The 17246-nt window shown below is 69.9% G+C and carries 14 protein-coding genes and 1 pseudogene; 8 read left to right on the top strand and 7 right to left on the bottom strand.

What is annotated here, in order from left to right:
• Together MSZK_RS18945 and MSZK_RS18940 are read left to right on the top strand one after the other, a co-directional pair.
• The coding region (locus MSZK_RS18945; protein WP_099250248.1) for an APA family fibronectin-binding glycoprotein at positions 1 to 771 on the top strand (771 nt) is incomplete at its 5' end.
• 103 nt (positions 772 to 874) lie between these two features.
• Positions 875 to 1174: a GlsB/YeaQ/YmgE family stress response membrane protein gene (locus MSZK_RS18940; RefSeq protein ID WP_099250236.1), complete on the top strand. Its 300-nt coding sequence runs from the start codon at positions 875 to 877 to the stop codon at positions 1172 to 1174.
• On the opposite strand, the gene MSZK_RS18935 is transcribed toward MSZK_RS18940, so the two are convergent.
• A complete protein-coding gene (locus tag MSZK_RS18935) occupies positions 1171 to 2175 on the bottom strand; it encodes a nitroreductase family protein (protein ID WP_099250235.1) in 1005 nt (334 codons plus the stop codon). The two genes, MSZK_RS18940 and MSZK_RS18935, sit on opposite strands and share 4 nt — an antisense overlap.
• Positions 2176 to 2300: 125 nt before the next feature.
• Here MSZK_RS18935 and MSZK_RS18930 point away from each other — a divergent pair, with 125 nt between their 5' ends.
• A complete protein-coding gene (locus tag MSZK_RS18930; RefSeq protein ID WP_099250234.1) occupies positions 2301 to 3335 on the top strand; it encodes a zinc-binding alcohol dehydrogenase family protein in 1035 nt (344 codons plus the stop codon).
• Here MSZK_RS18930 and MSZK_RS18925 read toward each other — a convergent pair.
• Entirely contained in the window at positions 3332 to 3835 is a 504-nt protein-coding gene (locus tag MSZK_RS18925; protein WP_142389960.1) for a hypothetical protein, read from the bottom strand. The two genes, MSZK_RS18930 and MSZK_RS18925, sit on opposite strands and share 4 nt — an antisense overlap.
• Positions 3836 to 3954: 119 nt before the next feature.
• Between MSZK_RS18925 and MSZK_RS18920 the strand changes: the two genes are divergently transcribed.
• A complete protein-coding gene (locus MSZK_RS18920; protein ID WP_099250232.1) occupies positions 3955 to 4548 on the top strand; it encodes a CGNR zinc finger domain-containing protein in 594 nt (197 codons plus the stop codon).
• On the opposite strand, the gene MSZK_RS18915 is transcribed toward MSZK_RS18920, so the two are convergent.
• On the bottom strand, positions 4545 to 5312 hold the full coding sequence (locus MSZK_RS18915; protein WP_099250231.1) for a CPBP family intramembrane glutamic endopeptidase: 768 nt from the start codon (positions 5310 to 5312) through the stop codon (positions 4545 to 4547). The two genes, MSZK_RS18920 and MSZK_RS18915, sit on opposite strands and share 4 nt — an antisense overlap.
• Positions 5313 to 5349: 37 nt before the next feature.
• On the bottom strand, positions 5350 to 7794 hold the full coding sequence (locus MSZK_RS18910; protein WP_099250230.1) for a phosphoketolase: 2445 nt from the start codon (positions 7792 to 7794) through the stop codon (positions 5350 to 5352).
• 109 nt (positions 7795 to 7903) lie between these two features.
• Between MSZK_RS18910 and MSZK_RS18905 the strand changes: the two genes are divergently transcribed.
• The 3 genes from MSZK_RS18905 to MSZK_RS18895 are packed head-to-tail and all read left to right on the top strand — an operon-like array spanning position 7904 to position 12557.
• The gene (locus MSZK_RS18905; RefSeq protein WP_233211390.1) at positions 7904 to 8785 is read left to right on the top strand and encodes a TIGR03619 family F420-dependent LLM class oxidoreductase; all 882 of its coding nucleotides are present in this window, start codon (positions 7904 to 7906) and stop codon (positions 8783 to 8785) included.
• A complete protein-coding gene (locus MSZK_RS18900; protein WP_099250228.1) occupies positions 8782 to 11127 on the top strand; it encodes a CoA transferase in 2346 nt (781 codons plus the stop codon). Before MSZK_RS18905 ends, MSZK_RS18900 begins: the two co-directional genes overlap by 4 nt.
• Positions 11124 to 12557, top strand: coding sequence for an aldehyde dehydrogenase (locus MSZK_RS18895; RefSeq protein WP_099250227.1), 1434 nt, complete (start codon positions 11124 to 11126; stop codon positions 12555 to 12557). Before MSZK_RS18900 ends, MSZK_RS18895 begins: the two co-directional genes overlap by 4 nt.
• A gap of 54 nt (positions 12558 to 12611) precedes the next feature.
• Here MSZK_RS18895 and MSZK_RS32410 read toward each other — a convergent pair whose 3' ends face one another.
• The 3 genes from MSZK_RS32410 to MSZK_RS18880 form a co-directional block, all read right to left on the bottom strand.
• A complete protein-coding gene (locus MSZK_RS32410; protein WP_158230604.1) occupies positions 12612 to 13031 on the bottom strand; it encodes a hypothetical protein in 420 nt (139 codons plus the stop codon).
• A 99-nt stretch (positions 13032 to 13130) separates the two neighbouring features.
• Positions 13131 to 15452 (bottom strand): arylsulfatase, encoded by a 2322-nt coding sequence (locus MSZK_RS18885; RefSeq protein WP_099250225.1) that lies wholly within the window; start codon positions 15450 to 15452, stop codon positions 13131 to 13133.
• Between the two features lie 94 nt (positions 15453 to 15546).
• Positions 15547 to 16293, bottom strand: coding sequence for an alpha/beta fold hydrolase (locus tag MSZK_RS18880; protein WP_099250224.1), 747 nt, complete (start codon positions 16291 to 16293; stop codon positions 15547 to 15549).
• A 74-nt stretch (positions 16294 to 16367) separates the two neighbouring features.
• Between MSZK_RS18880 and MSZK_RS33095 the strand changes: the two are divergent.
• Positions 16368 to 17246 (top strand): annotated as a pseudogene (locus tag MSZK_RS33095) (hypothetical protein); the annotation flags it as partial.

Here is a 17246-nt window from a genome sequence, read left to right as displayed (position 1 = left end):
CCGCCACCACCACCGGTGGACCCGAACGCGCCGCCGCCGGCGCCGGTCGACCCCAACGCCCCGCCGGTCGACCCGAACGCGCCGCCGCCGCTGGAGCCGGGCCGGATCCCCAACACCGCGGGCGGGTTCAGTTATCTGCTGCCTGGCGGCTGGATCGTCTCCGACGCGTCCCGCCTGAACTACGGCCAGGCTCTGCTGAGCAAGGAAACCGGTCCGGCCACCAACGGCCAGCCCGCCCCGACGGCCAACGACACCAGCATCATCCTCGGCCGGTTGGACCTGAAACTGTTCGCCGGCGCCGAGCAGGACAACAGCAAGGCCGCGATCCGGCTGGCCTCGGACATGGGCGAGTTCTTCATGCCGTTCCCCGGCGTGCGGCTCAACCAGCAGAGCGGCGCGTTGCAGGCCGGTGACATGCCGGGCTACTTCTCGTCCTACGAGGTGAAGTTCACCGACACCACCAAGCCGAACGGCCAGATCTGGGCCGGCGTGGTGGGCACCTCGGTGCCCAACGCCCCGCGCGAGCTGCGTAACCAGCGCTGGTTCGTGGTGTGGCTGGGCACCGCCAAGGATCCGATCGACCCGGCGGCGGCCAAGGCTCTGGCCGAGTCGATCCGGCCGTACGCGCCTCCGCCGCCTCCGCCGCCACCGCCTGCGGATCCCAACGCCCCGGCGGGTGACACGCCACCTCCGGCGCCGGGTGGACGCGTGCCGGTCGGTGTCCCCGTCCCGGTGGAGACGCCCGTTCCGGGGATGACCCCCGGCCAGTAGGTGATCGTGGCCGAATCTAGCGGCCAATCGTTACCTGGCGGCGGTATACCAAAGGGATAGCGGCTGCGCGTTCACGCCGGCCGTCGACCTTGAGGAGACCGTCATGGACATGGTGGCAGCAACCGAATTCCTCGCCCGTTCGACCACACTGACCAGTGTCGGTTGGATCGGCTACATCATTATCGGCGCGCTGGCCGGCTGGATCGCCGGAAAGATCGTCAAGGGCGGCGGTTCCGGCATCCTGATGAACATCGTCATCGGGATCGTCGGCGCGCTGATCGGCGGCTTCCTGCTGAGCTTCTTCCTGGACACCGCGGCCGGCGGGTGGTGGTTCACCCTGTTCACCGCGATCCTGGGATCGGTGATCCTGCTCTGGATCGTCGGCAAGGTCCGCAAGACCTAGCCGGCCGAGGCTCCCAGCGGCGCGCCGTCGAGGTAGGCCGCCACATCCGACAGCGGCCGCCGCGGGGTGGCCGGCAGCGGGTCGGCATTGAGCGCCGCCCAGCCCACGCGCAACAGCATCTGCGGAAAGCCGTCGCCGCCAAGCAATTTCGCGCGCACCTCGGCGCGGGTGGCGGCGATCTCCAGCGGCTCGGTGAGCGGGCAGCTGGCCAGCCCCAGCGCCGTCGCGGTCAGCAGCACCACGCTGGTCGCCTCACCGGCGCGCAGCAGCGCCAGCGGATCGTCGGTGGCGGTGGACAGCACCAGCACCACGCCGGCGTCGTCGCGCGCCTGGACACCGCTGGGCTGCTCCAGGACCGGGTTGGCAAACACCCGCGCGGAGAACGCACCCTGCCGTTCGGCGGGGGGCGTGTTGCGGGCGGGCACGCCGGCCGGGGTGCCGTGCCTGCCGCTCCACATCGAGAGTTCCGCCAGATAAGCCGGATCGCTGATGTGTTCGCGCACCGCGCGCGCCACCAGTTGCGCCAGTTCCCCTTCGTCGTCGACCCGCCGCAGGAGCACCCCCGCGCGGGCCGCCCGGGCCGCCATCAGCGCGACGTCGCCGGTGGGCACCGGCCAGGAGGAGAACCAGCGCCGGTCGGTGCGCCGCCGCGGGATGGCGGCGGCCAGCGCGATGTCCTGCTCGGCCTGCGCCGGACCGAGGATCTCCACACTGGCCAGATGCTCCGGGTCGGCCGGGTTGGGGAGATGGTGCACCTGCGCCGCCCAACCGAGCGCCGACAGGGCGACGGAGAAATGATGCAGGGCCACACCGCAACTGAGCATCAGGTCGCGACGGTCGGGGTCGATGCGGGGCAGGTGGCGGGTCGGGTCGGCATAGAGGTGCACGCTTTGCTCACCGATCCGCCAGCGCCACGGCTGGGAGTTGTGCACCGAGGGGGCGCGGACCGCCAGCGCCAGGGCCGCCTCGACCGTGGCCTTGTCGGGCAGTTCTGAGTCCATACCTCTACCGTCACACCGGATTCCCGGTCGGCACAGGCTCCGAAAGGCCTTGATCGTGGGCCATTGGTCCCTGACCGGACGCGCCCGGTGCGGCGTGGTCCGGCCCGACGTTGCACGATGGACAGATGGCGACCGAACCGACCACGATGCGGGCCTGGCGAGTCCGCCGGCCCGGGCCGATGCACAGCCGTCCGCTGGAGTTGGACCCCGGCGCGCGCATTCCGCAGCCGGCGCCCGACGAGCTTCTGGTGGCGGTGCGCGCCTGCGGCGTGTGTCGCACCGATCTGCACGTCACCGAGGGTGATCTGGCCGTGCACCGCGCGCACGTGACGCCGGGTCACGAAGTGGTGGGGGAGGTCGTCGCGCTGGGCTCGGCGGCCGGCGACGAGTTCGTCGTCGGCGACCGGGTCGGCATCGCGTGGCTACGCCACACCTGCGGCGAGTGCGCGTACTGCCTGCGCGGGGCGGAGAACCTGTGCCCGAACTCGCGCTACACCGGGTGGGATGCCGACGGTGGCTATGCCGACTTCGCCACGGTGCCGGCCGCGTTCGCTCACCGGCTGCCCGAGGGGTACACCGACAGCGAACTGGCGCCGTTGCTGTGCGCAGGGATCATCGGGTACCGGTCGCTGCTGCGCGCCGAGTTGCCACCCGGCGGCCGGCTGGGGCTGTACGGGTTCGGCGGCAGCGCGCACATCACCGCCCAGGTCGCGCTGGCCCAGGGCGCGGAGGTGCATGTGATGACCAGGGGCGCACAGGCGCGTGAGCTCGCGCTGGGACTGGGCGCGGCGTCGGCCCAGGGGGCGGCCGACCCGCCGCCGGTCAAGCTCGACGCGGCGATCCTGTTCGCCCCGGTCGGTGAGTTGGTGTTACCCGCCCTGGAGGCGCTCGACCGGGGCGGCACGCTGGCAGTGGCGGGCATCCACCTCAGCGACATCCCGGTGCTGAACTATCAACGGCACCTGTTCCAGGAGCGCCAGGTTCGGTCGGTCACGTCGAACACCCGTGCCGACGCCCGCGAGTTCCTGGCGTTCGCCGGCCGGCACCACATCGAGGTGACAACTCCGGAATATCCGCTCGGGCAGGCGGACCGGGCACTGACCGATCTGGCCGACGGCCGCATCGCGGGCGCCGCGGTGCTGTTGCCCCAGCTCGGCTAGAGCGCGGCCAATACGCCGCGCAGTTCGGCACCGAGACTCCCGCGGCCGTTGCGATAGAGCGGGCCGGTTCCGTCGGAGAGCAGCATCCGCAGCCGGGCCATCCCGCGCGCCCGGACCGGGCGCGGAGAGTGCAGCAGCAGCGTGATGTCGTCGATCACCCCACGACAGCCGGCCAGCCGCTCGGGATGCACCGGAATCCGCGCGGAGTACCCGCGGGGGGTGTCGTGCAGATCGGCCAGCGCCTGGCGCAGTGTGCGGGCCAGCGCCTCGCGTTCGGCCACCGAGGTCAGCCGGGTGAGGTGGACGGCCAGCGCGCTGCCCGGCAGGGGGATGATGCCCGCTTCGATGTCTCGGTCGAGCCGGGCGGCGAACATCCGGGCTCGCAGCCGGGCGGTGAGAGTGCCGCCGGCAGGAACGTCTGCCGGCGCGGGAATGTCCCATCCGGCCGGCGGCCGGCTGTTAGGGTGGCGGATGTTAGCGTGAAACTCGTTGGGCCCCATGGGCTTTTCCTGTTCCGAGACGGCCTCGTCGCCGTCTCTGATGACCAACCAAAACGCTACACCGGTCACGCATGACCAGTCAAGTTGATTTACCGGTCACCGGCTCGTACCCTCGACACATGACGCAGGTCGCTGCGGATTGGCTTCCAGACACCGAGGCCAAGCCCGCTCCGGAGCCGCTGGCCCGGATCCAGGCGCTGGTCAACACCCTCGACCTGGAGTCCGGGGCCGACCGACTGGCCCGGTCCGCGGACGCCGAGCCGTGGCTGGTGGCCCAGGGCCTGCTGTCACCCGGCGACAGTGCGAGCGCCGAACAGTTGCACACCATCCGTGAACTGCGCGAAGCGCTGCGCACGATGCTCGTCCACAACGCGGGCGGACCGGCACCGACCGGCGACCAGCTGGAGCCACTGAGCCGAATCGCCGACGCTGCCGCCGCCCGGGTCCAGCTCGGTTCCGACGGCACGCTGCAGGTGGCCGCCGACGCCGGCGGCCTGCCAGGCCGGCTGCTGTCGTTGTTGCTTGTCGTCGCCGACGCCCAGCGCGACGGCACCTGGGCCCAGCTGAAGGCCTGTGGCAACGAGGACTGCCGGTGGGCGTTCTACGACCGATCCCGCAATCACGGCGGTACCTGGTGCGACATGGCGACCTGCGGCAACAAGGTGAAGAACCGGGAGTTCCGGGCCCGACGCAGCCGCCGCAAGGACGGCTAGGTCGACAGGTGCCAGACCAGCGCGGCCGCCAGCGCGCCGAGGCCGTTCAGCGACCAGTGCAGCGCGATCGGGGCGATCAGGCTGCCGCTGCGCCGTCGCAGCCAGGTGAACACGAACCCTGCCGCCCCGGTGGCCGCCACCGCCATCAGCACGCCGGCCAGCATCCCGAACACGCCGCCGCCGAAGATCCGGGTGAAACCGACATTGCTACTGGTCAGACCCAGCGACGAGGCGATGTGCCACAGGCCGAACAGCAGCGACCCGGCGGCCGCGACCCCGCGAAAGCCCCACGCCCGATCCAGCGCGCCGTGCAGCACCCCGCGAAACGCCAGTTCCTCGGGGATGACGGTCTGCAACGGGATGATGATCATCGAGGCGACCAGGGCCCCCGACACCGTGGCGTAGTGGTCGTTCAGGAACATCGGCCGGGTCCAGGGCAGCGCGGCGCCCACCGCGATGACGGTCAGCACCAGCACCACGGCCCCGAGTGCGTAGAGCACACCGGACTTCCAGTGCTCGCGGCCGAGTCCGAGTTCGGCCCAGCCCAGGCCGCGTGAGCGCACCAGCAACAGCAGGCCGATCGCGGCGGCGGGCACCACGGCGACGTTGGCCCACGGAGTGGTGAAGTGGGCGATCAGGTTGGTCATCGCCAGCACCACGACCACGATGCCGATGTCGACGTAGACCCGGAAATGGTGCAGTGCGGCCAACTGTGCGAGCGGGGCGGGATGGGGGTGCGGGGCCACCGCGCTGTGCTCGGACATAACGTGCCAAGTGTACCTGTGGCAGCCAAATGCCCAGCTACTCGTTGTCGCCGCCGGTAGCTGCGGTGGCGTCGGCGGGGCCCGAGTCACCGGTTTGCAGCCCGCGTGCGGCGGGCCACACCCAGTCGCGGACCTCGGGGATGTCGTCGCCGAACGCCCGGGTGTACTCCCGGGCGGCCAGCCGCTTGTCCACCATCTGCTGGCGCAGCGTGGCGCACCGTGACTGCAGGTGCGGCACCCGGTCGATCACGTCGATGACCAGGTGATAGCGGTCCAGGTCGTTGAGCATGACCATGTCGAACGGCGTGGTGGTGGTGCCCTCTTCCTTGTAGCCGCGGACATGGATTCGGCTGTCGTTGCTGCGGCGGTAGGTCAGCCGGTGGATCAGCCACGGATAGCCGTGGTAGGCGAAGATCACCGGCTTGTCCGGGGTGAAGATCATGTCGAATTCGCGGCTGGACAGCCCGTGCGGATGCTCGGTGTCGTCCTGCAGTCGCATCAGGTCCACGACGTTGACGAAGCGCACCGTCAGCTCGGGCAGGTGCCGGCGCAACAGGTCGACGGCGGCCAGGGCCTCCAGCGTCGGCACGTCGCCGGCGGCGGCGATCACCACGTCCGGGTCTTCCCCGACGGTCTCGTTGCCGGCCCATTCCCAGATCCCCAGCCCGCGGGTGCAGTGCGCGATCGCCTGTTCCATGGTCAGGAAGTTGGGGTGCGGCTGCTTGCCGGCGACGACGACGTTGACGTACTGGCGCGAGCGCAGGCAGTGGTCGTAGGTGGACAGCAAGGTGTTGGCGTCGGGCGGCAGATAGACCCGCACGACGTTGGCGCTCTTGTTCACCACATGGTCGATGAAACCGGGGTCCTGATGCGAGAAGCCGTTGTGGTCCTGGCGCCAGACATGGCTGGACAGCAGGTAATTGAGGCTGGCGATCGGCCGGCGCCACGGGATGTGGTCGGTGACCTTGAGCCATTTGGCGTGCTGGTTGAACATCGAGTCGATGATGTGGATGAACGCCTCGTAGCAGTTGAACAGCCCGTGCCTACCGGTCAGCAGGTACCCCTCCAGCCAGCCCTGGCACTGGTGTTCGGACAGCATCTCCATCACCCGCCCCGCGCGGGCCAGGTGTTCGTCGACCTCGGGTCCGATGAACTCGGCATCCCACTGCTTGTCGGTCACGTCGAAGACCGACTGCAGGCGGTTGGAGGCGGTTTCGTCGGGGCCGAAGATCCGGAAGTTCTCCGGGTTGAGCCGGATCACCTCGGTCAGCCAGCGGCCGAGCACCCGGGTCGCCTCGGCGACGGTCGCGCCGGGTGCCGGCACGTCGACACCGAAGGTCCGGAAGTCCGGTAGCCGCAGGTCCTTGAGCAGCAGCCCGCCGTTGGCGTGCGGGTTGTCGCTCATCCGCAGCTGCCCGGACGGCGCCAGTGCGGCGATGTGCGGGTGCAGCCTGCCGTCGGCGTCGAACAGTTCCTCGACCCGGTAGGAGGCCAGCCAGTCGGCCAGCACACTGAGATGTTCGGGGGTGTCGCGGGCACTGGCCAGCGGAACCTGATGCGCCCGCCACGATCCGGTGGTCTTCTTGCCGTCGATGTAGGCCGGGCCGGTCCAGCCCTTCGGGGTGCGGAACACGATCATCGGCCAGGCCGGCCGATCGTCGCCGGGCTGGGCCTTGATCTCGGCGATCCGGTCCAGCACCTCGTCGAGCAGTGCGGCGAACCGGCGGTGGGCGTCGGCATGGTCGGTGGCGGCATCGGGTTCATCGGAGTCGGGCACCTCGAAGAAATACGGCTCGTGCCCCAGCCCGACCATCAGGCTGCGCAGTTCGTCTTCGGGGATGCGGGCCAGCACCGTCGGATTGGCGATCTTGTAGCCGTTGAGGTGCAGGATCGGCAACACCACGCCGTCGTTGGCGGTGTTGAGGAACTTGTTGGAGTGCCAGCTGGTGGCCAGCGCACCGGTCTCGGCCTCACCGTCGCCGACCACCGCGACCACGAGCAAGTCGGGGTTGTCGAACGCCGCACCGTAGGCGTGCGAGAGGACGTAGCCGAGTTCACCGCCTTCGTGGATCGAGCCGGGGGTCTCCGGGGCGACGTGCGACGGGATGCCGCCGGGGAAGGAGAACTGGCGGAACAGCCGGCGCAGGCCCTCGACGTCCTCGGTGATGTCGGGATAGATCTCGGAGTAGGTGCCGTCCAGATAGGCGTTGGCCACCAGCCCCGGACCGCCATGGCCGGGCCCGGTCAGGTAGATGGTCGACTGCTCGCGTTGCTTGATCGCGCGATTGAGGTGGGCGTAGAGGAAGTTCAGGCCCGGGGTGGTGCCCCAGTGGCCGAGCAGCCGGGGCTTGACGTCGTCGCGGGTCAGCGGCGTCCGCAGCAGCGGGTTGTCCAAGAGGTAGATCTGGCCGACCGAGAGATAGTTGGCGGCCCGCCACCAGCCGTCGAGTTGGGCAATGGTCTCTTCAGTCATCGAGTCCATGTACCCATCAAACCCGCTTCGACGCGACCGCGCCTGCGGGGCACCGTTTGTTCATGCGTGGTTCCCGCCCCTCCCGAGGGCTCCGACCAGCTCTACTACGCTGACCGACGTGCTGGGCTTCGCGTTGCCGCAATTCGGTGAATCCGCCCATGCCGAGCTGGCTCGGTTCGCCTCGACCGCCGAGCAACTGGGCGCCGGGAGCCTGTGGGTCGGCGATCGGCTGCTGGCCCCGGCACAACCGTCGGTCGGGTACGGCGGCGGCGACGGTGTGCCGCCGAACTTTCGGACCAGCCTGGATCCGTTCGTCGCGTTGACGGTCGCTGCGACGGTCACCACGTCGGCGCGGCTGGGGTTCAGCGTGCTGGTGGCGCCGTGGTACCCGCCGGTGCAGTTGGCTCGCCAATTGACCAGCCTGGACGTGGTCAGCCGGGGCCGGGTGCTGCCCGGGTTCGGGATCGGCTGGTCACCGGAGGAATATCAGGCCGCCGGTGCGGTGTTCGCGCACCGCGGCGCCCAGCTCGACGAGCTGCTCGACGCGCTCGAGGCACTGTGGACCACCGATCCCGTCTCGTTCGACGGCGATCGGTATCGTGTGCCGCCGTCGTGGATCAGCCTCAAACCTGTCCAGCAGCCGCGCCCGCCGATCTATCTGGGCGCCTCCTCGACGGCCGGACTGCAGCGCATCGGCCGACGCGCCGACGGCTGGCTGGCGGTCGTGGTGGTGCCTTCCGCGGTGCGGATCGACAAGCTGGCTGCCGCACGACAGGTGATCGACGACGCGGCGCAGGCGGCCGGGCGTGACCCGGCGGCGATCACCACGCAGGTACGGGTCAACGTCGCGGCGGGCACGCCGATCGAAGAGGTGGAGGATGCGGTGAAAGCATTGCAGGACAACGGGTATCGAGACATGTTCGTGGACACGCTTTATGTGGTCGACGACACCGACACCCAGCTGGAGTGGGTGCAGCGTCTGCTGGCGGTCGGCTCGTGACGACGGGCGGCGCGCTGCTGGCGTCGGTGCGGGTGCTCGACCTGTGCGATCAGACCGGCGACGCGGTCACCCGGCTGCTGGCCGACCTGGGCGCCGAGGTCATCAAGATCGAAGCGCCCGGCGGCAGCCCCGCCCGGCACGCCCGGCCGACAGTGGACGGGGTCAGTGTGCCCTTCGCCCTGCACAACGCGAACAAGCGCGGCACGGTGCTCGACCCGGCCGACGAGGCCGACCGCCAGACGTTCTTCGAGCTGGCCGGCGGCGCCGACATCGTCGTCGACAGCGGAACGCCCGGACTGGCGGCGGCGTTCGGCACCTCGTGCGCCGCGCTGGCCGACCGGTTCCCCCAGCTGGTCACCATGTCGGTCACCGACTTCGGCACCGAGGGCCCGCTGGCATCCTGGCAGGCCACCGACGCGGTGCTGTACGCGATGTCGTCGGCGCTGTCGCGCTCGGGTCCGATGACCGGCACCCCGGTGTTGCCCCCGGACGGCATCGCCTCGGCCACCGCCGCCGTCCAGGCCGCCTGGGCGGTGCTGGTGGCGTACTTTCACCGGCTGCGCTGCGGCACAGGCGATTACGTCGATTTCTCCCGATTCGACGCGGTGGTCCTGACACTGGACCCACCGTTCGGCACCCAGGGTCAGGCCGCCACCGCCCGCAATGCCGCCGAGCGGTGGCGCGGGCGGCCCCGCAACCAGGACGCCTATCCGATCTTCGCGTGCCGGGACGGGTATGTCCGGCTCTGCGTACTGGCCCCGCGCCAGTGGCATGGCATGCGGGCCTGGCTGGGGGAGCCCGAGCAGTTCGCAGATCCGCGCTTCGAATCGATCGCCGCACGCACCAAGGCTTTCGGTGAACTCAGTCAGCTGATGGCGGCGCTGTTCGCCGACCAGACGATGGCCCAGCTGGTGGCCGAGGGCCAGGCGCACGGTGTGCCGATCGCCGCGGTCCTGACCCCCTCCCAGGCACTGGAGTCCGAGCACCTGGCAGCGGTCGGCGCGTTGGCCGACACCGAACTGGCACCGGGCGTACCCGCCCGCGTGCCGGTGGGCTACTGGGTCGTCGACGGCGCCCACGCCGGCTACCGCACCCCCGCACCCGCGCTCGACGACACCGAGAGTCAGTGGAGCTCAGCGCGGTTCACTCCGGGAGCGACCCGGCCGATCGGCGACCGGCCGCTGGCCGGCATTCGGGTCCTGGATCTCGGCGTGATCGTGGCCGGCGGGGAGCTCAGCCGGTTGTTCGCCGACCTCGGCGCCGAGGTGATCAAGGTCGAGAGTTCGAGCTACCCCGACGGCCTGCGCCAGAAAGGCCCCGACCAGAAGATCAGCGAGTCGTTCGCCCGCGCCCATCGCAACAATCTCGGCCTGGGCCTGGAGTTGCGCAGCCCGGCCGGTGCCGAACTGTTCGGCCGGCTGGTGTCCGCGTCGGACGCGGTGTTCGCCAACTTCAAACCGGGAACCCTTCCCGCGCTGGGCTTTTCCAGCGATCGGCTGCATGAGCTCAATCCCGGGCTGGTGGTGGCCGAGAGCAGTGCGTTCGGCGACACCGGGCCGTGGAGCAAGCGGATGGGCTACGGCCCGCTGGTCCGCGCCACCATCGGGGTGAGCAGGTTGTGGACGTCGCAGGAGCCGCCCCCGCCCGCGGCGCGGCACGCGTTCTACGACGCGACGACGATCTTCCCCGACCACGTGGTGGGCCGGATCAGCGCGATCGGCGCCCTGGCCGGGCTGATCCGGCGTGAACGCGACGGCGTCGGCGCCCGGATCCACGTGTCGCAGGCCGAAGCGGCGATCAACCAGCTCGACACCCTCTACGTCACGTTGGCCGCGGCGGCCACCGGGGCCGAGCGGATCGAGCCGGATCCCACCGCCCATCTGGTGTTGCCGTGCGCCGGCGATGACGAATGGTGTGTGGTGTCGGTCCGGTCGGACGCCGACCGGGCGGCGATCACCACGGTCACCGGCCCGGGGGAGTTGGCGGACTGGACCCGCGATCGCTCGCCCGCCGCGGTCGCCGAGGCGCTGCAGGCGGCCGGGGTGCCCGCCGGCCCGATGTACCGCCCCGACGACCTGCGGGCGGAGCCGCAGCTTGCCTCCCGACAGGTCTTCGCCGACATGGCTCATCCGTTCTTCGATGTTGCGCTGACCACCGAGGCGGGCCCGGCGCCCTATCGCCACATCGCGCCTGCGCCGCAACGCCCGGCCCCGCTGCCCGGTGCCGACACCCGCCGGGTCTGCCGCGATGTGCTGGGTCTGGCCGAGGACGACATCGAGGGATTGATCGCCGACGGCGTGCTGTTCGAGCCCGCCGACCAAGCAATGGAGGTGCACCGATGAGCACGACGGCGCAGGTTTACATCGACGGCCGGTTCCTGGCCGCCGAGCAGGTACAGCCGGTGATCGAAGCGGCCACCGGGGAGCCACTGGGGGACGGCGCCAGCGCCACCGAGGCCGACGTCGACGCGGCGGTGGCCGCCGCCAGGGCCGCGCTGCCCGAGTGGCAGGCCGCCTCGCCGGATCATCGCGCCGAGCTGCTGACCGCGTTCGCCGCCGCTCTCGAGCAACGAGCCAGGGGCACCGACGAATTGGTGACCCGAGAGAACGGCATGCCGATGTCGCTGTCCCGCGGCGCCAACGGCCGGTTTCCGGCCGCACTGCTGCGCTACTACGCGCACCTGATCACCGAGATCCCGATCGAGGAGATCCGCCCGAGCATGATCGGGCAGACCGTGGTGCGCCGGGAGGCCGTCGGCGTGGTGGCCGCGATCGTGCCGTGGAACTATCCGCAGGCGCTGGCCGCGTTCAAGCTGGCACCGGCGCTGGCGGCCGGCTGCACGGTGGTGCTCAAGGCCGCCGCCGAGACGGCGTTGGACGCGCTGGTGTTCGCGGAGGCCGCCGCGGAGGCGGGCCTGCCACCGGGCGTGCTCAACATCGTGCCCGGTGGTGCCGGCGCGGGCGCCTATCTGGTGGCGCACCCCGGCGTGGACAAGGTCACCTTCACGGGTTCGACGGCGGCCGGCCGCACCATCGGCGAGGTGTGCGGGCGGCTGCTGCGTCCGGTCACCCTCGAACTGGGCGGCAAATCCGCGGCAGTCATTCTCGACGACGCCGACCTGGACGCCACCATGAAGGGCCTGCGCAACGCCTCGTTCGTCAACAACGGTCAGACCTGCCATCTGAGTTCGCGGATTCTGGCGCCGCGGTCACGCTACGACGAGGTGCTGGGCGCACTGGTCGACATGGTCGGCACCTTGAGGGTCGGTGACCCGCTGGACACTTCGACCGACATCGGCCCGCTGGTCAGCGCCCGCCAGCGCGACCGGGTGCTGGGCTACATCGAGGCGGGCAAGAACAGCGGGGCGAAACTGATTGCGGGCGGAGCGGTTCCGGCCGATCAGCAGCGGGGCTGGTTCGTCTCACCGACGGTGTTCGCCGACGTCGACAACGGCGACCGCATCGCGCAGGAGGAGATCTTCGGCCCGGTGCTCGCGGTGATCCCGTACGACGGGGACGACGAGGCGATCGCATTGGCCAATGACAGCGAATTCGGTCTTGCCGGGACGGTCTGGTCCACCGACGACGACCGTGCCCTCGAGGTGGCTAGGATGATCCGCACCGGCACCGTCGGCATCAACGACTATCAACTGGATTTCCGGGCCCCGTTCGGCGGCGTGAAGGCCAGCGGCATCGGCCGGGAGTTGGGGCCCGAAGGGCTCGAGGCGTTCTTTGCGCTCAAGTCGATCTACCGGGTCGGGCCCGCGGACTGAAATGGCCACCTCGCGACACCGGAGTGTCGCGAGGTGGCCACTGCGCCAAGGGATCTAGCCGGTCCCGAGGCAACCCACGCCGTTGATGCAGCCGCCGCCACCGCCGGGGCCACCGCCGCCGCTGCCGACACCGGGGATCGATCCGCTGCCGCCACCGGGACCGCCGCTACCGGTCGGACCGCCCGGGATGCTGCCGCCGCCACCACCGGGACCGCCGCTACCGGTCGGGCCGCCGGGGATGCTGCCGCCGCCGCCGTTGGCGTCGCCGCCACCGGTCACCCCACCGGGCGCCGTGCCGGTGCCGCCGGGGGCGGGCGTCGCGGTGTCACCGGCCGTCGGGCTGGTGGTCACGGTCGTCTCCGCCGAGGTGGTCGGGGTCGTGGTCGGAGTGGTCGTCGACGACTCACCCGAACCGCTGTTGCCGCCGCACCCGACGGCCAGCGTCAGTACCGCGGCTCCACCGACCAACGTCATCGTGGCCCTGGATATCCGTCTTGATCCGAAAGGCATGCGGCCCTCACTTCCTTGTTAGGGGACGCGTACGGATACCCAGGATGCGAACGGACAAACGTGTCAGTCCCGGGCGAAGGCCGCGGCCGCCTCCCGTTCCAGGTCGAGGTACTGGTCCTCGCTGACGTCTACCCCGACGCCGAGGATGCGTCCGCCGGTGAACGGGAAACCGGGTGGGTAGGACCGACTGACCGGGTCGGCGCTGTCGAAGCCGACGCACAGCCCGTCACCGCACAGCGTGAACGGCCCGATCTGGGCGCGCATCGGACCTTCGGCCACGACCTCCTCACCCACGTAAAGTCTTGCCGTTCCCAGTGATTCACCGTGTTCTCCGGCTGATTCCCGAGCGAACTCGACCCCCAGGGTGAGGTTGCCGGGCGGCAGTGGACCGGAGACGAACTCCTGCTCGGGGCGGATCCCGAGGAAGTTGTAGACGTAGTGCAACCTGCCGTCCTTGATGAACAGGGTGTGGCCGCCGAAGCGGGACCCGTGGGCGAAGATCACCCCCTGGGACTCCGCGGTGACCTCGACGTCGGCGAGGATCTTGTAGGAGCGCCCCCTGATGTTGACCGCGGTGGATTCCGGCACCGGGGAGGTGTCGGGGAAGTAGACGTAGCGCGACCGGGGTGGCTCGGCCTGTGGCCGTTCGTCGTTGATCTGCTCGACCGCGGGTCGGTCATCAAGGGGCAGAACGAAATTCGCCTCGGCTTCGGCGAACCAGGCGTCGATGAGTTCCTGGAGCTTCTCGGGATGCTGGTCGGCGACGTTGCGTGCCTCGGCCCGGTCGGCGTCGACGTGGTAGAGCTCCCAGACGTCGGCGTCGAAGTGGCCTTTACCGCTGATCGGGGCGTGCAGCGCGGCCGCCTTCCAGCCGTCCTGCCAGATGCCGCGGGTGCCGAGCATCGCGAAGTACTGCCGTTTCTTGGTGGTCGGCGCGTGCGCGTCGTCGAAGCTGTAGCGCATCGACACCCCGTTGAGCGGGTACTGCGGCACGCCGCGATACACCTCGGGCATCTGCAACCCGACGACGTCGAGGATGGTCGGCACGATGTCGGTGCTGTGGTGGTACTGGTGGCGCATTTCCCCCTTGGCCTTGATGCCCTTGGGCCAGTGGATGACCATCGGGTCGCAGGTGCCGCCGGCGAATTGGGAGTAGCGCTTGAACATCTGGAACGGTGTGGAGAACGCCACCGCCCACCCGGTGGGGTAGTGGTTGTAGGTTTCGGGCCCGCCGAGCTCGTCGAAGTACGACATGTTCTCCTCGAGGCTGTCGGGGTAGCCGTTGAAGAACTTGTTCTCGTTGACCGACCCGTTCGGTGTGCCCTCGCCGGACGCCCCGTTGTCGGCGCAGTAGAAGATCAGTGTGTTGTCGAGTTGGCCGGTGCGCTCGAGGAATTCGACGATCCGGCCGATCTGGACGTCGGTGTACTCGGAGAAACCGGCGAACACCTCGGCCATCCGGCAGAACAGCCGCTTCTCGTCGTCGTTGAGCTCGGCCCACGGCCGGACGTAGTCGGCCGGGTTGGCCACCTCGGCGGGCATCGGGTTCAGCGGGGTCAGCTCGGTGCCCTCGGGGACCACCCCCCGCTCGATCATCCGCGCCAGCACCCACTCCCGATACGCTTCGTAGCCGTCGTCGAAGACGCCCTTGTACTTGTCGATGTACTCCTGCGGCGCGTGGTGCGGTGCATGGTTGGCGCCGGGACAGAACCACATGAACCACGGCTTCGACGGGGCGGACGAGCGAAGGTCGCGGAGCATCCGAAGGGCCTGATCGGCAAGGTCTTTGGACAGATGATAGCCCTCTTCGGGGGTGTAGGGCGGTTCGGCGAAGTGGTTGTCGATCACCAGGTCCGGGTACCACTGGTTGGTCTCACCGCCGAGGAACCCGTAGAACCGGTCGAATCCCTTGGCCAGCGGCCATTCCGAGCGGCTGCCACCCGGCGAGAGGTCCTCGACCGGCACGTTGTGGTTCTTGCCCAGCCACATCGTGGCATAACCGTTGTCCTGCAACACTTGTCCGATGGTGGCACACTCGGCGGGCAGCCGCCCCGCGGCACCGGGGAACCCCATGGACCCCTCGGTGATCGACGCGCACCGGTTGACGTGGTGATTGCGTCCGGTCAGGAAGGTCGAGCGGGTCGGCGAGCACAGCGCGGTGGTGTGCCATTGGGTGTAGGTCACCCCGTTGTCGGCCAGCTTGTCCATGGTGGGCATGGCGATCCGCCCGCCGTAGGGCGACCACGCGGCCAGGCCGGTGTCGTCGTAGAGCACGATCAGGATGTTCGGCGCGCCCTCGGGTGGCCTGGTGAGTGCATAGGGCCCCCAGTCCGGGACCGAGTCCCGGATGTCGAGGTTGATGACGCCCTTGAACGGCTCGGCCATGGTGGATCCTCCCAACATCGGCGGCCGCGTTCTCGACCGCGATGCCGACATGCTCGCACCGTGAGCGCGCCAATACAGCCGATCGCGGGCGAAATCAGTCCAGCGAGGCCCAAAACTCGGTGAGCACCCGAGCCCCGCGCGCGGGATCCTGCAGCATCCACCAGTGGCCGAGGCCCTCGAGCACCTCGGTGCGAGCGCCGGCCTGCTCGGCGGCTGCCCGGCGTTGCTCGTCGTTGCCGACGAAGTGGTCCTCGGTGGCCAGTATCGACAGTCCCGGCCGCGCGGCGGCGTTGCCGAGCATCCGTCCCGCCTCGGCCACCGCAGGCTGGGCCGCCGAGCGGTACAGCGCCAGGATCGCGCGGCCCATCTCCGGGCCCTGGGCGGCAGCCAGTTCACCGGCGACGCCTGCGGGCATGCCCAGCCCCGCCAACTGCTCGGCCCGCTCGGCGACCGAGCCGCCGATCATCGCCTCCACCACTTCTTCTCCGGTTCCGGGGGTCTGCCACAGCAGGGCCATGTCGTGCCAGACGTAATCGGGGTGGAACACCCCGAGGATGTCGCTGACCCAGCTGCGCACCAGTTCGGGGCGATGCATCACGAGATTGACGACGTGGCCCCCGCCCCAGTCGTGGCCGACCAGGTCGACGGGGGTGTCGAAGCGTTCGAGTTCGGTTTCCAGCCACGCGCGGTAGGCCGGGAACGTCGCGGGGAAGTCCGCCGGCAATGGGGCGCCGAATCCCGGCGGCGACAGTCGCACCACGTCATCGCGGCCGAGCGCGCCGACCAGCGGGCCCCAGATCGCGTCGGTTTCAGGGTTGCCGTGCACCAGGACCACCGTCATGGCGACATCCTGGCATGGCCTGCTAGGTTTTGACAGCCGTCAAACACCGCCACGACTAGGAAATGGGGCCGCCGATGGATCCTCGGACGCCGGTATTGGTCGGGGTGGGGCAGGTCAACCAGTACGACGACGCACCCGAGGTCGAGCCCGTCGATCTGATGGCGGCGGCGGCCCGCGACGCTGCCGACCCGCGGGTGCTGCAGGCAGTCGACGCGATCCGGGTGGTCAACCTGCTGTCCTGGCGCTACCGCGATCCGGGGCTGCTGCTCGGTCAGCGGATCGGCGCCGAGGACGCGTCGACCTACTACACGGGGGTCGGTGGTAACACGCCGCAGTCCCTGGTCAATCAGGCCTGCCTGGACATCCAGCGGGGCCGCGCCGACGTGGTGCTGCTGGCCGGCGGCGAGACCTGGCGCACCCGCAAGCGACTGAAGGCCACCGGGATCCGTCCCGACTGGACCCGCCAGGGCGATGACGTCGCGGTACCGCCGGGAGCCGAGGACGAGGTTCCGATGTCCAGCCCGGCCGAAGACCGCGTCGGGCTGGTCCTGCCATCGCACGTCTATCCGCTGTTCGAGCAGGCGTTGCGGATCGCGGCCGGCGAGACCGTCGACGCGCATCAGCATCGGATCGCCGCGTTGTGGGCGCGGTTCAGCGAGGTCGCCGCCGCCAACCCGCACGCCTGGAGCCGGGAGCCGCGCACTGCCGAACAGATCGGGCAGCCCAGCGCCGACAACCGGATGATCAGCTGGCCCTACCCGAAGCTGATGAACTCCAACAACATGGTCAATCAGGCCGCCGCGGTGATCGTGTGCTCGGTCGAGAAGGCGACCGCTCTGCAGATCCCCCGCGACCGCTGGGTCTTTCCGTACGCCGGTACCGATTCACATGACACCTACGCGGTGGCCGAGCGCCACGAGCTGCACCGCTCGCCGGCGATCCGGATCGCCGGG

It is taken from the genome of Mycobacterium sp. shizuoka-1 (assembly GCF_002723835.1).
GTDB lineage: Bacteria > Actinomycetota > Actinomycetes > Mycobacteriales > Mycobacteriaceae > Mycobacterium.
The sequence above is the reverse complement of the archived record's forward strand: the minus strand, read 5'-3'. Positions and strand labels throughout refer to the sequence as shown.